Origin of the sequence: Prevotella multiformis DSM 16608 (assembly GCF_000191065.1) — a bacterium.
GTDB lineage: Bacteria > Bacteroidota > Bacteroidia > Bacteroidales > Bacteroidaceae > Prevotella > Prevotella multiformis.
This window is the reverse complement of the sequence record NZ_GL872282.1, coordinates 595,841-610,129: the sequence shown is the minus strand read 5'-3', so window position 1 is coordinate 610,129 and position 14,289 is coordinate 595,841. Positions and strand designations below refer to the sequence as shown.

Annotated in this window: 8 protein-coding genes and 3 pseudogenes; 1 reads left to right on the top strand and 10 read right to left on the bottom strand. The window is 41.4% G+C overall.

The window, feature by feature from the left end; all coding sequences use genetic code 11:
- Nucleotides 1-451 precede the first annotated feature (451 nt).
- Nucleotides 452-784 (bottom strand): annotated as a pseudogene (locus HMPREF9141_RS02520) (type II toxin-antitoxin system death-on-curing family toxin); the annotation flags it as partial.
- A gap of 288 nt (nt 785-1,072) precedes the next feature.
- Here HMPREF9141_RS02520 and HMPREF9141_RS02515 point away from each other — a divergent pair.
- Nucleotides 1,073-2,188 carry a transposase gene (locus HMPREF9141_RS02515; protein ID WP_257009546.1) on the top strand — a complete coding sequence of 372 codons (1,116 nt, stop codon included), beginning with the start codon at nt 1,073-1,075 and terminating at the stop codon, nt 2,186-2,188.
- 253 nt (nt 2,189-2,441) lie between these two features.
- Here the strand turns inward: HMPREF9141_RS02515 and HMPREF9141_RS02510 are convergent, their stop codons facing one another.
- From HMPREF9141_RS02510 to HMPREF9141_RS13250, 9 genes and pseudogenes are all read right to left on the bottom strand, one after another.
- Nucleotides 2,442-2,909 (bottom strand): hypothetical protein, encoded by a 468-nt coding sequence (locus tag HMPREF9141_RS02510; protein ID WP_007366870.1) that lies wholly within the window; start codon nt 2,907-2,909, stop codon nt 2,442-2,444.
- Nucleotides 2,906-3,496 carry a hypothetical protein gene (locus tag HMPREF9141_RS12405; RefSeq protein WP_007366869.1) on the bottom strand — a complete coding sequence of 197 codons (591 nt, stop codon included), beginning with the start codon at nt 3,494-3,496 and terminating at the stop codon, nt 2,906-2,908. Before HMPREF9141_RS12405 ends, HMPREF9141_RS02510 begins: the two co-directional genes overlap by 4 nt.
- A gap of 92 nt (nt 3,497-3,588) precedes the next feature.
- A pseudogene (locus HMPREF9141_RS02500) lies at nt 3,589-4,637 on the bottom strand (RHS repeat-associated core domain-containing protein); the annotation flags it as partial.
- A gap of 37 nt (nt 4,638-4,674) precedes the next feature.
- Nucleotides 4,675-5,205 carry a hypothetical protein gene (locus HMPREF9141_RS02495; protein WP_257009545.1) on the bottom strand — a complete coding sequence of 177 codons (531 nt, stop codon included), beginning with the start codon at nt 5,203-5,205 and terminating at the stop codon, nt 4,675-4,677.
- A 37-nt stretch (nt 5,206-5,242) separates the two neighbouring features.
- A pseudogene (locus tag HMPREF9141_RS13990) lies at nt 5,243-6,688 on the bottom strand (RHS repeat domain-containing protein); the annotation flags it as partial.
- A gap of 9 nt (nt 6,689-6,697) precedes the next feature.
- Nucleotides 6,698-7,513, bottom strand: a complete 816-nt coding sequence (locus tag HMPREF9141_RS02485) for a hypothetical protein (protein WP_156792406.1) — start codon at nt 7,511-7,513, stop codon at nt 6,698-6,700.
- 15 nt (nt 7,514-7,528) lie between these two features.
- The gene (locus HMPREF9141_RS13255; RefSeq protein ID WP_370991933.1) at nt 7,529-11,062 is read right to left on the bottom strand and encodes an RHS repeat-associated core domain-containing protein; all 3,534 of its coding nucleotides are present in this window, start codon (nt 11,060-11,062) and stop codon (nt 7,529-7,531) included.
- 475 nt (nt 11,063-11,537) lie between these two features.
- Nucleotides 11,538-12,239, bottom strand: a complete 702-nt coding sequence (locus HMPREF9141_RS02475; protein ID WP_007366863.1) for a hypothetical protein — start codon at nt 12,237-12,239, stop codon at nt 11,538-11,540.
- A gap of 48 nt (nt 12,240-12,287) precedes the next feature.
- The coding region (locus HMPREF9141_RS13250; RefSeq protein ID WP_306420019.1) for an RHS repeat-associated core domain-containing protein at nt 12,288-14,289 on the bottom strand (2,002 nt) is incomplete at its 5' end.

Here is a 14,289-nt window from a genome sequence, read left to right as displayed (position 1 = left end):
ATTAATATTTATATGTATATAGTCGTACGCATTATATGAGTATATCATACAATCTTAGTATTTTTAAAATGTGATAGATGCATTTAATTCAGGTTTCATAATGCAACAACCCTTATTCTCTGATTCAGAGATTTTTCGCAAAGTTAAGCCTTTTATTTGATACCCACAAATTTTTATTTATAAATATTTATTTTTTATATGAAAACGTATGTGGTTTAATGTATAAATGCTAATTTTACGTCTTATTAATTATCGGATATGTTTTGGAAAACTTGTTTTTTCTATAATCTTTTGTATGTTCTTTGTATTGCATAGTACTTTTATAGAGTTCTTACCTTGTTTTGCTTTTTCATAAAGGATATAAAAGAGTCTTATAATTTAATAAGGTGGTTTAATGATTATATTTATAAATTAGATTTTGTTGTATAACATGTCGTTACAAGAAAGTGGGCTAATTGGCTTGGTTGATAAGGTTCACCACTACCTTTACCATTATATCCTTTTCCTCAGTTTTGCTTTCGGCAATCATCAGGGTGAGGGCAACGAGGGTGTTGTCCGCAATTCGTTTAGTGCCATCGGGACGATAGAGGATAGCGTTGTTGTTCATAAACCATAGGAACAGCGTGGCTGCAATGCGTTTGTTGCCATCGCTGAACGAGTGATTCTTGGTTACAAGATAGAGGAGCATAGCCGCTTTCTCCTCCACACTCGGATAGAGTTCCGTACCATCAAATGTCTGATAGATCTGTCCGATAGAACTTTTGAAGGAGTCATCTTTCTCATTACAATAGTCCGTTAAATTTTCGCGGTTTGCGAATCTTTCGTCCCTAAGGCAACAGAAATTGTGGCAGAAAGAAAACATGATAAGTCTCTGAAAAAGAGTAGATCAAATAACAAAATATAACATAATAAAATCGTCTATCTCATTGAATTTCAGTAACTTTACAGATGTAAAAAGACAATAAAGTTTATGCTGATAACCAACTTGATTAGCCGATATATGAAGCTCTGCAAAGCAGCATTCAGTGCCGAAGACGGGGCAAAGTTAAGCAAAAGTATCCAGACAAACGTCATGGAAAAGCCTTTTCTTTTGATGGTCATCCCAAGGAGATGCAATTTCACGCAGATGGGACGCTATGGCAAGCGTGGCGAGCAATGCTATCGGCAGACGGCAGAGCGCAGCGTGAACTGGCTCGAAATGAACATGTGGCTGAGTGCTTTCGCCTTCAAACAAGGCAAGGGTCGCAATGCCATCGTCATAGACCCGAGTTTCATCAAGAAGGCTGGGAAGCATACCCCATACGTGGGTACGTTCTGGTCGGGCTGTGCAGGTGCGGTAAAGCACGGTCTTGAGATCCTCGGCATCGGTGTGATAGACGTGGACCTGCATGAGTGTATGATGCTCAAGGCGGTGCAGACCACATTGGAAAAAGGCGAGGAGAAAAAAGAGATGAGCCTATACGACTGGTATGCCAAGGTGTTGCAGGACGACAAGGTAACCTTACAGCGTATCTGCAAGGTTCTTGTCGCCGACTCAGCCTTCTCCAAAAGACCCTTCATCGACAAGGTAATGAAGATGGGATTCCATGTTGTGAGCCGCCTGCGTCATGACTCAGCCTTGTTCTACACATGGGACGGGGAACCCACGGGAAAGCCCGGCCGTCCCCGCGTCAAAGGTGACAAGATTGACGTGAGGAACATCGATATGTCTAAAGTCGAAAAGCTTGAGCTGGAGGAGACCTCCGGCAAGGCTTATGCGCTCAAGGCATGGTGCAAGTCCTTGCACAGGGTCGTTTCGCTTGTCATCCACGAGTTGCCCAACGGTGTCCGCCGTCTGTACTTCGCTACGGATGAGAACATGAGCGGACGCGACGTGGTGGAATATTACACCACACGTTTCCAAGAGGAGTTCTGCTTTCGCGACGCAAAGCAGTTCCTCGGCCTTACAGATTGTCAGGCACGCGACAGGAGAAAACTTGACTTTGCCTTCAACTCTTCATTCACGGCACTCAATGTGGCCAAGATCATGTGCAAGGAACTTGGCACGTCCGTCGGTCGACTTAAAGCGCAGATGGTCAATGCCTACTATGCGCAACGAATTATTGACGTGTTCGAGAAGAACCCGAACACGCCTTTAAATAAAGAAAGTATTAATGAGATATTTAGTTTCGATGCTGACGCAGCATAATATTTAACGGACTATTGCATTTACGAATGTCCATAGAGTTTCAAGCAATGAAACGCAGCGTTCCATAGGGTGAAACGGTGGGTTTCATAGGATGGAACGGTGCGTTTCATAGGGTGAAACTGTGAGTCTCATTCTTTGTAGGACTTACATAAGATAATAGTCCGCCTTCCTTTTAGTTTTCACAATACTTTTTTATCAAATTATTTCATTTCAGTTGCAACATAAATGCAGGAAATATCATATTGTATATATTTTAATTATTGCTAATATGATACTTTATAAAAGTATTATCCATACAATGAATTTCAACATTCCCACAATTAATTTCAATTTTATTGTATGTATCAGATAATGATATTGTATGTACAACTTTATATTGCTGTATATCTATAACAAAAACTTCTAATTCTGTAGCTACAAATATCTTTTTGTTATACATAACCATTTCACAAAAAAGAAACATTAAGTCCAAACACATGATTCTATGTTTCTTTTTAAAATCATAAATAGCAAAATTTTGGTCAATTCCTATAGCATATACCTTAGGAAAAATTTTTAGGAATTGAGGTTGTAATAAGTCACTTGACCAAGCTATTTTTGCATAAGAATCGCCTTCCACTAATTTCCCATATATTCGATAAGAATTATTATGGGAATCATCGAAAACTGAATCATAATTTATTTTTTTATATGTAAAATAATCTATAATCTCAAATTTCATTTCTTTTTAAATATTTTAAGAATGATAGTTATTACTTTTGGTGCTTTTGTCATATCTCCATCAGCGTAGAAGAAACTAGTTTGAATCTGCCCTCTCTTACCAATCTTTAAAACTTTATTTATTGTGGTACCATATTTATTAGTGCTTCTAGAAACTTCAGTTCCTTTGATTAATGTTGTAGCAAATATTTGTGCTAATTGCTTTTTAGACCTAATACCTAAGGTAGTTAAATCCCTCAGGTTTTGGGCAGATCTTTGGACACTATGCACATTGCCTTCAACTACTCTGCCGAGGAAATAATCAAATTTACTCTCTGCAACTGTGAATTCTGCAACTTTAGTTCCTTTGTTAAGTACTTTAAATAAGCCTGCTCCACTACCAACGAGCCCTAAACCGATATCTGAAAAAGTTGCTATACTATTTGCAGTATTGGCACTAGCTCCAGCAAGTTGTGCGCCAGCTTTAATTCCTTGAAAAGTAAATGATTCAACCTTTTTACCTGTCCAAAGTTGTCTTACACCAGCTTGAACATCATCTATCCCGTGGACTACAGCTACTCCCCTACAACAGCACCTACTCCTGACCAAGATGTAGCAATACCTCCTGTAATACCAGCTATTATTTGTAGACTACCTCCAATTACACGTAACCCTCCCGTAAATCTATTCCAACCAGGTCCTCGCCCATCAGGATCAATCAACTTAATTGGGTTGCCAAAAGTATAGACATATCCACCAGTGGTTGTATATTTCTCAGCCAACGGATCCACCCCATACCAAATACTTGCCACAGAATTCATATACCTTGCACCGTAATAGTATAGCCCAGTCTCTTCATCAAACTGTTTGCCGTTGAACTTATAGGGTAGTTCTTCACTGCTGCTATGTTCATCAACCAACAGCTCACCATACGGCAGGTAAGCATCATACTGGGTGATGTTGGCTCTGTCGTCTGTGATGTAGGATGTACTGCCGAGGTGGTCACTGTGATAGAAGAAAGTTTCCTCTTTCGTTGTGTCATTAGGGATGTATCCATAACCAGCCTGCGGGTCATCAGGGTTACTCGGGTCATTCCAGCTTACAGGTGGACCGGGGTTAGTATTCGGTGTGGTGTTGGGGCGTGGAGTCTGAATCCAACCCTGTGGCACATCATGGTTACCGAGTTCTGTGAGAACGGCATTATAACCAACACCCGTATTCTCCGGATCACCATACGCACCCTTCTCTGTAGGTACACCTGGAGCTACACCCACCTTCTTATAGTACACCTCCTTCTGAGTCTGAATCTGATTCATACGCTCTGCATAGTCCTGCTGACCAGCGGTGACGTATGAGCCATTACGTCCATAGACATTATTGAACATACCCGTTCCAATCCTTGAAGCAACTCGTTTGTCACCAATAAAGTAATGCTTCGTGAAGCGATTCTTGTTGACAGAGAGGATACTTGCAGGGTAGAGCGTGAAGTTATCCGTCTCGTGGAAGGTAATACCTTGTGGTGCACCATTGATATACACACCCTCCATCGTACCGTAACTCTTCATGATACGCTCACCGGCCGCATTGTAAGTGTATCGGCTTGTCTTACCGTTATCACTTAAGACCATGAGGCGGTTGTCCTCATCCCAGTACATCTCCCTTGTGGTGTTGGTACTGCCATTGTCACCAGCGTTGGATTACCGTTGGCATCGTATGTGTAATGATCGTGGCCTATCTGCGCCGGAGCTGTTTTCTGTAGGCAAGAAGCGGAAATAAAGTATGTACATTCACTCATTTATCAAATGAAAGGCTCTTCCATCTTCTAATTTATAACAGACTATTCCTTTTCCTTTATCCCATATCACTTCATCTATACCCAATAAAGGTTGATTGCTTCCCTGTTCTGAATTAACCTCATTTTTGAAGGAAATGCTGGTGGCAGCTCTATTCAAACATACTTCATTTGAATATAACCCCCCGAAAGAGATTTCTGCGACAAACGTAGAATCCATGTTTTTACTTATTATAAAGACACCTTTCCACCATTTGGAACCATGCTTAATTTTGAAATCTATAGATGCATTGGCTATATATTCATGTTGCCCTTCTAACCAATTACATGATTTTAAGTCTGTAATTGGAATATCTTTTTTATTACAAACTTTTTTTTCAATAAGAGCAAAAGAATCTATTGAAAAACCATCTGTAAATCGTATGTTTTCTTTTTCATCATAGATATTAATCCAATTCATCTCTTCTTCAGAAAGATGTGTCTTTTTGCAATATGGAAGTCCACAGGATACTAAATATAATACCATTAGTGGGATATATTTTTTTAATTTCATCTAAACTTAATTAATTTGGAAGTTTAATGTGAACAAAGTTATCTATAGAATGATGCCATAAATAGTCATGTGATTCTATTAGAATCCTTCTTCCTTTTGCACCTATTCCAATATTATTTTGTAAATTGCTTAGAGGATCTCCACCTAAACGTATTAGCCCCCACAGGGCTTTTTTCCCAATTATTTGATAATCTGTAACATTTTGTAGTGTTCCAAGATTATTTATGGATTTCGTCCGTTCACTTACCGATGCCCGATTGAAAGTAATTGCAGCTTTTCCCGTTGCCATGCTTGCAGCGGCAGCTAATCCTCCTCCCAAAGAATGTCCTACAAATGTGAGTTCAGAATCTTTCAACTCTTTAGATAATTTTCGAGCATTATCTATAGCCACGTTATATTGTGGTGCTCCTAAGGTAACTTGCGAAATATCTTCTATGCCATCCTCTATAGAGTTTGTACCGGCAAACACATAGGCATATCCTGTTCTTCCTGTTTTTACATTCGTGCGTTGAAAGATTGTTGATTGCAAACCATTCTCACCTAATTTTGTATAGTTCATCTTAGAACGAATAGAGGTTTTAATATTTGATATGAACCAGCCAGCTTTTGCCAATTCCTTTAGATCTTTCTTTTCATTTTCATCTTTATAGACAGCCCTTGCCATTAAAGCGGCCTCGTGTCCAGTAGGACGCCTACCATCTTTATCACGTAATATTATGGGGGTTCCTCCGCAATAAGAATATCCAGAAATAAGGGGAAACTTCTCTGCCAACGGATCTATCCCGTACCACAAACTCGTGACTGGATTCATGTACCTTGCACCATAGTAGTACAAACCTGTTTCTTTGTCAAATTGTTTGCCGTTGAATTTGTACGGTAGGTCTTCAGAGCTGCTATGTTCATCAACCAACAGTTCGCCGTACGGCAGGTAAGCGTCATACTGCGTGATGTTGGCTTTATCATCTGTGATGTAAGACGTACTTCCTAAGTGGTCACTGTGATAGAAGAAGGTTTCTTCTTTCGTAGTATCGTTTGGGATATAGCCGTAACCAGCCTGCGGGTCATCGGGGTTGCTCGGGGCGTTCCAGGAGATTGGAGGGCCGGGGCTGGTGTCCGGCGTGGTGTTGGGCTTCGGAGTCTGTACCCAGCCCTGTGGCACATCGTGATTGCCAAGTGTGTCGATGATAGAGTTATATCCTCGTTTTGTATTCTCTGGGTCACCATACGCACCCTTCATTGTAGGTACACCAGGAGCTACACCCACCTTCTTATAGTATGCCTCTTTCTGCTTCTGAATCTGATTCATACGCTCAGCATAGTCCTGCTGACCAGCGGTAACGTATGAGCCATTGCGCCCGTAAACGTTGTTGAACAGGCCTGTACCGATACGGCTGGCGATTCGTTTGCCCCCAATAAAGTAATGCTTCGTAAAGCGATTTTTGTTGACAGAGAAAATCTCAATGGACTAATACCCTTCTAAGACAGACCTGCTCCTATCATATTTTTCAAGCCCAGGCTGAATACCAAAAAGACCTAAGCTTGTATGGGAGAAGTAAAGTGTATTCTCCTTCTCAAGACATTTATATAACAATTTGTTCTTATAAGAATAAAGTTTATACGTATATATTTTCCTTCTATCATATATTGACTTCCCATGTTGAGATAAAAAAAGCGACCGGTTGTTTCTGTAGAAATAAAGAAAATGTAACATTTGATTATAAATATCCTTATTATGGTCGCAGAAGTCGATACCATAAACAGGTACTATCATTACACATGTTTGTCTCGTTTTAATATAAAATTCATATAAGACGATATCACGAATATAGTTACATTTAAGCTCTAAAATAGTGTCATTACCACAAATTCGATAATAATCTCTTGCTGGCTCTTCCGTACTACTCTTAGTACTTATTACTTGTTTTTTCCAAGGCTCTAAAACTAAATAATTATACCATTTGTTACCAACCTTATAATATGTTCTAATATCCTCCTTTTGTTCTGAATTAATAACAACAATAGAATCTTTAGTTCTTTTTACGTAAACAAAAGGAGATAATAAGGCTTTCCCCATACCTCTCATTTTAAATTCATTAAATGTTTGCCACTTATTAAACGTTGACAAATTGATACTCCTATAACTATTCTGTACCATTCGAATGGGGGCAGAACAATATCTTTCTTTTTTTAATATTTTTTTTTGAGCTTTGTAACTATAATGATTATTTCTATTACCACAACTTATGTGGATTAATATTATCAAAAGAAGTAGACTTTTCATATTATATATTATTTTTTACCACGAATAAGAACTACCAGCTACCCATGGATTATTATAAAATGGAAGTGTAAAATCATAATCCCATGAAATACCTCTGCTTTTATCTATTGTAACATTAGATATGTTGTTAAAGGAACTTCCATTTGAGGATATAATATAGCCATTTTGTACGACTGCAGGTTGAGGTATTTTGGCTGTAATATTCAAATAGTTACTCCCATCGTACGTATAACCAGCTGAAAGTGGATGATCAGAGGCGATAACTGTTGATGAGGTTTGGCCTGACATTTTCTCAATTAACTCAAAGCCATTACCCCGAGTCGAGCCAACGTTACATGCACCAATAAATATATTGTGTCCTTTCAATCCATCCTTGAGAATAGAGAAGTCTGTCTTATAGGTAATTCTATCATCACCTATATAAAATCTAGCAGGATCGCGCTCAAAATCTTCTACAATTCCTGATGTTCCGTGACTGTTAAGTGTATATGTGCTAGTTGTACTATTTAGATTTTTAAGTCCTAGCATTGCATCAGCAAAATCCTGCATATTTTCAACTCGCATTATAGGCATTCCTGCCTCTAATGCTTTGATATAATCTATCTGAAGTGCTTCATTATTTGATAAATCACTTTGAAAAACTGCTATTACAGGATAATATTGATTAGACTTTATAGTCCCTTCAAAATCGTATTCACCATTTGGATCTAGAAGACGTATTGGATTCGCATGACAGTACAAGAAAGCTGAAATATTAGCATACTTCTCAGCTAACGGATCTACCCCATACCAAATACTTGCCATAGGGTTCATATACCTTGCGCCATAATAATACAAGCCAGTCTCATCATCGAACTGTTTGCCGTTGAACTTATACGGTAAGTCTTCACTTGAAGAGTGTTCGTCTACAAGGAGTTCGCCGTATGGCAGGTAGGCATCATACTGCGTGATGTTGGCTTTATCATCTGTGATGTAAGACGTGCTGCCAAGGTGGTCACTGTGATAGAAGAAGGTCTCTTCCTTTGTAGTGTCATTTGGAATATAACCATAACCAGCCTGCGGGTCATCAGGGTTACTCGGGTCATTCCAGGAGACAGGAGGGCCGGGGCTGGTGTCCGGTGTGGTGTTGGGCTTCGGGGTCTGTACCCATCCCTGCGGCACATCGTGGTTGCCCAGCTCCCTGATGATGGAGTTGTAGCCGATGTGCGTATTCTCTGGGGCACCGTACGCACCCTTCATCGTCGGCACGCCGGGGGCGATGCCCTGCTGCTTATAGTATGCCTCTTTCTGCTTCTGAATCTGATTCATACGCTCTGCATAGTCCTGCTGACCAGCGGTGATGTATGAACCGTTTCGTCCGTAAACGTTGTTAAACAAGCCTGTACCGATTCTTGACGCTATGCGCTTATCCCCAATAAAGTAATGCTTCGTAAAGCGATTCTTGTTGATGCTGATTATCGAAGCAGGATAGAGCGTAAAATTGTCCGTCTCATGGAAGGTGATACCCTGTGGTGCACCATTGATATACACACCCTCCATCGTACCGTAACTCTTCATGATGCGCTCGCCGGCTGCGTTGTAGGTGTAACGGCTTGTCTTGCCGTTGTCGCTTAAGACCATGAGACGGTTGTCCTCATCCCAATACATTTCCCTCGTGATATTCGTACTGTCATTTGTTACCAACGTAGGATTACCGTTAGCATCATACGTGTAATGCTCATGACCAATCTGTGTTGGAGCGGTGGGGTGGTTGCTGTCCTCATACTTATATGCAAAGTAGTAAGACTTAGCTGTTAGTGAAGAGTCTACACGCTGTATCTTAGTCAGTGGCTCGCTCATACGACCGAACGACATTAGCATTGAGTAAGAAGCGTTCTTAGCTTTACCCTTTGCAGAGATAAGTCGGTTCAGCTCATCGTATTGATAGCTGTGCGCACTCCTTCCTCCCAGCTTCGCCCTGTTGAGTTTCGTCAGCGATGTTGGGTTTGCAGCATTCGTAATACCGAGGATATTATCCACAGCATCATAACGATACCTGTTTTCCATCACAGTCTGACCGTCCGCTGTAAGGTTCATCACCTGCAGACGTTCACGCTGCCTGTCGTAGGCATAGGTCGTCTCCGTGCCATTACCGAGCTTCGTATAGACCGTATGACCCTCTTTGTCGTAACCTATCCTGTCAACAATAACGCTCTGACGTCCCTGTTTATTGCTCGTCAGACTCTCCACCTGTCCAGCAGCATTGTAGTGATAAGTCACCACTTCACCATCAGGATAAGTCATCGTCCGCACCCGGTTCCAGCTGTCATAGGTAGCACCATAGACATAAGTCCTGATATCCGCCACGCTCGCCATGACCGTACGGACAGTCTTCGTCACCTCACCCTGTCTGCCATAGTAATAGGCTTCACCGCCACTCGCATCCTCAACGAGGGCAAGACGACCGGCACGGTTATACTTATCGCCAGCCTTACCATAGGTGTAGGTGACACGGTTGAAGAGATTTTCCGGATAAAGTACCTCATGCAGCCGTTCGAAGTCGTAGGTGTAAGAGATGCAGCCCTTGTCAGATATCGACTTCCTGAGCTCTGCCGTAAGCTTCGTCAGGAGATTGCCCGCCGCATCATAGGTCATGTCCGTCTCGCCCGCATCAGGATGATTCACCATCAGTTTGCGCCCAAGCAAGTCATAGGCATATTTCGTCTCCCTGCCGTTGGGATGCTGAACCGTCATCACCTGACCGACAGGGTCATAGCTGTACTTCACCGTGATATCCTCACCACGGGCATGCTGCACCGTCTCACGGTTGCGTCCCTTGGCATCGGTATAGCTCTCCGCATGTCGTCCCAGTGCATCCGTGACCGTTGTCTGAAGCATTGGTTCACCGTCATGGCTGCCGATAGAGTAGGCCGTGCGTGTCACACTGCCGTCAGCAAGCGTCACACTCGTGGTACGGTCGTGTGTATCATACTCTGTTTTTGCCTGCAGATCACCCGTAGCGTGGTTGTAAGTGCCGATGCTGCCATGGCTCTCCGTCACCGGGTAATAAGCCGCAATGCTGCGTCCGAAGGCATCGATGACAGCCCTTCCACTGACGATGGAGACCTTTTGATTGCTGCCACCAGACCAGACCACACCCGTCTGCTTCGTCTGGACGGCACGCATCAGCGAGTCGGCAAAGGTATAGGTATCAATATTTCCGTCCTTAGAGTAATGGATGGTATGTGCCTTACGCTCTGCAGGGAAGTATTCAAAGCGGATTGTAAACGGCTGACCGCTCTCTATCTCATACGGAGCACGGATAGTCTGCTGTCTGCCCAGTGCATCGTAGGTGTATTCCATCTTCTGCCCGTTGAGGTCGGTCGTTACAGACGGAGCATTCCAAAGACCATCATAAGCCGTACTGGAGCTATAGCCGTATGCATCCTTGACACTTGTCACAAGACTGTGATAGCGGTCGTCATACGTATAAGCATAGAACATACGCTGATGACTGTAGTTCTCCGGCTTCGTCATGCGTGTGATGTTGCCATAGCCGTCGTAAGTCATGTTATAGACAGAAGGTTTGTCACCGTTATGGAGCATGATCTCCGTTATCTCACCGTTGCCGTCCACCTTCGTTGAGCGTTCACGGTAAGTCTTACCGCCACTGCTGACAGTGATATGGCTCGGGATACTGACGATATACTTGTCGGCTATCTTATGATAGCTGATGTCCGCCTCTAAGCTATAGCCCGTTGTCGTCTCCTTATATCCCTGCAGGTTACCATAGTCATCGTAAGTATTGTTGACAGCAACCGACAGACTGTCCCCACTGGCTTCATCAAAGTTACTCTGAACGAGTGTCTTTAGGGCAGGGAAGACAACGGCGTCTGCCGTATTATTACCAACGGCGAGTGTCTTCAGGTCGTAGTCATATAGAGATCCCTGCAGTTTCTTTCCATCAGCGGTATAGAGATACTCACTCGTAACAAGTCCATGCGCATGGTAATCCATCGGAAGCAGTCTATTTCGATCCTACCATCTAAAGATTTATCTTACTTTGCAAGTAATCAATTACAGGCTTATTTGTAGTTCCCGAACCATAAAAAGCAAGTAAGCTTAAGCCGGCTTTCGTGAATAAGGTCCAGGTTCCAATTTGCTTTAACTCTTTTGTCCTACTGTCATATAAAGCGTGTCCTTTTCCTGCAAAACCTGCATTTTCATATTTCTTTATTACATATACAACACTACCTGATTCTATATTGTTGCATGACAGAACACTGTCCCGTTCTTTTCTTTCAATTTTGATGCGTAATATAGTTCTTTCTTTATTGTTACGAGATTCATGTAAATATTGTGAGTACAATTTGCGCCTGAATGCATTTATTGAGTCTATACCATCACCTTCGTACCATTTATTAGAATTGGAGTAATATGTCCAAGTCCCATCTTTCTTATTGAAAGAGAGCGAAAACTCACAGTCACTCATGAAATAATAAATATAAGAATAACCATGAAATATAACTTCTGAGGTCTCTTGGCTTTCAGGTAAATCAATAGAATCTAATTTTATGGGATATATTCCATGAGAATGACGATATTGTTCTAATCTACTTATAATATCTTTACCATACTTTTTTCCTGAATAAATTTCATAATAATTACCAGACATAATTATTAAGGATATAATAACAATTGAAAAAAATAACATAACAATCTTACTTATTATCGTTTTTGTTTTCATACTTCACCATCATTAATTATAATATGTCCGTTAAATATTATCATTTTATTATAAGTTCATTGTTTTATTACTTCTTTTATATCTCAATGATCCGAGATTATTATTGTCAATACTAATATTCATTATTTTCCTTTTTTCATCAAAATGTAATCTTATGTTACCTTTATTTGTTTTATTAAAATTTGAAATAAGTTTAAGTACATCTTGTTTGGTATAATTAGCATCTTTAGGAGGATTGTAATAGGCATTCATAGCTAATTGTGAGAAATAAATTGCCTGACCACCCTTGTAAGCTTGAGTTGTCCTAGCAAAAGTCCAATGACTACTTGCCCGAGATACAACCGATGCATGAAGAAAATGACTATCCCCCATCCCTCTATGATTATCTTGAAAGTGCATGTCTTCATGAAACAACGTATTCATTAAATTATATTTATTTTTAAGAAGAATATCCGGTGTGCCATTTTCTCCTGCTGGAATCCAGATACCATTATCTTTAGGATCATAATAAGCAGGTTCATCCTTTCTAATGTCACCTATAGTGCCTACGGTCGCTTTTATACCTATAGCTTTGGCATAATACGCTGCAACGTTCGCAATTATTTGTCTATTCTTCCCATTTCCCCAACCAAGGAAAATGGACTTAGTTTCATAATCTGAAAAATATTTTTTAGAACCATCTGGACTAACAATTGTTATATTCACAGAATTATTATTTACGACTTTAATTATATTTCCATTACCATTTACATGAAACTCATCGTTGCCATCAACATCAATAATTTTAATGGGATTAGCACTACAATATACATAAGAACCTAAAAACTGATACTTCTCCGCTAACGGATCCACTCCATACCAAATACTTGCCATAGGATTCATGTACCTTGCACCGTAATAATACAAGCCTGTTTCCTCATCGAACTGCTTGCCATTGAACTTATACGGTAGTTCTTCGCTGCTGCTATGTTCATCAACCAACAGTTCGCCGTACGGCAGGTAAGCGTCATACTGCGTGATGTTGGCTTTATCGTCTGTGATGTAGGACGTACTGCCGAGGTGGTCACTGTGATAGAAGAAGGTTTCCTCTTTTGTGGTGTCGTTTGGAATATATCCATAACCAGCCTGTGGGTCATCAGGATTGCTTGGGTCATTCCAGCTTACAGGTGGACCGGGGTTGGTATTCGGTGTGGTGTTGGGCTTCGGAGTCTGAATCCAACCCTGTGGCACGTCGTGGTTGCCGAGTTCTGTGAGGACGGCATTATACCCTAAACCAGTGTTCTCTGGATCACCATACGCACCCTTCATTGTAGGTACACCAGGAGCAATGCCCTGCTGCTTATAGTATGCCTCTTTCTGCTTCTGAATCTGATTCATACGTTCAGCATAGTCCTGCTGACCAGCCGTTACATATGAGCCGTTACGCCCATAGACGTTGTTGAACAGACCTGTTCCTATCCTTGAAGCAACTCGTTTGTCACCAATGAAGTAATGCTTTGTAAAGCGATTCTTGTTTACAGAGAGGATACTTGCAGGATAAAGCGTGAAGTTGTCCGTCTCGTGGAAGGTAATACCCTGTGGCGCGCCGTTGATATACACACCTTCCATCGTTCCGTAACTCTTCATGATGCGTTCACCGGCAGCGTTGTAAGTGTAACGACTTGTTTTGCCATTATCGCTTAAGACCATGAGTCGGTTGTCCTCATCCCAATACATCTCACGGGTAGTATTCGCCGAATCGTTCGTTACCAGCGTTGGATTACCGTTGGCATCATACGTGTAATGATCGTGACCAATCTGTGTTGGAGCCGTCGGGTGGTTACTGTCTTCATACTTATAAGCAAAGTTATAAGACTTGGCAGTTGTCGTTGAGTCCACTTTCTGAACTTTTGTCAGCGGTTCACTCATCCGTCCGAACGACATCACCATATCATACGATGCACGCTTCGCCTTACCACTTGCATGAATAAGACGGTTCAGCTCATCATACTCATACGTATGCGAACTCCTTCCCCCCAGCTTCGCCCTGTTGAGTTTCGTCAGCGACGTT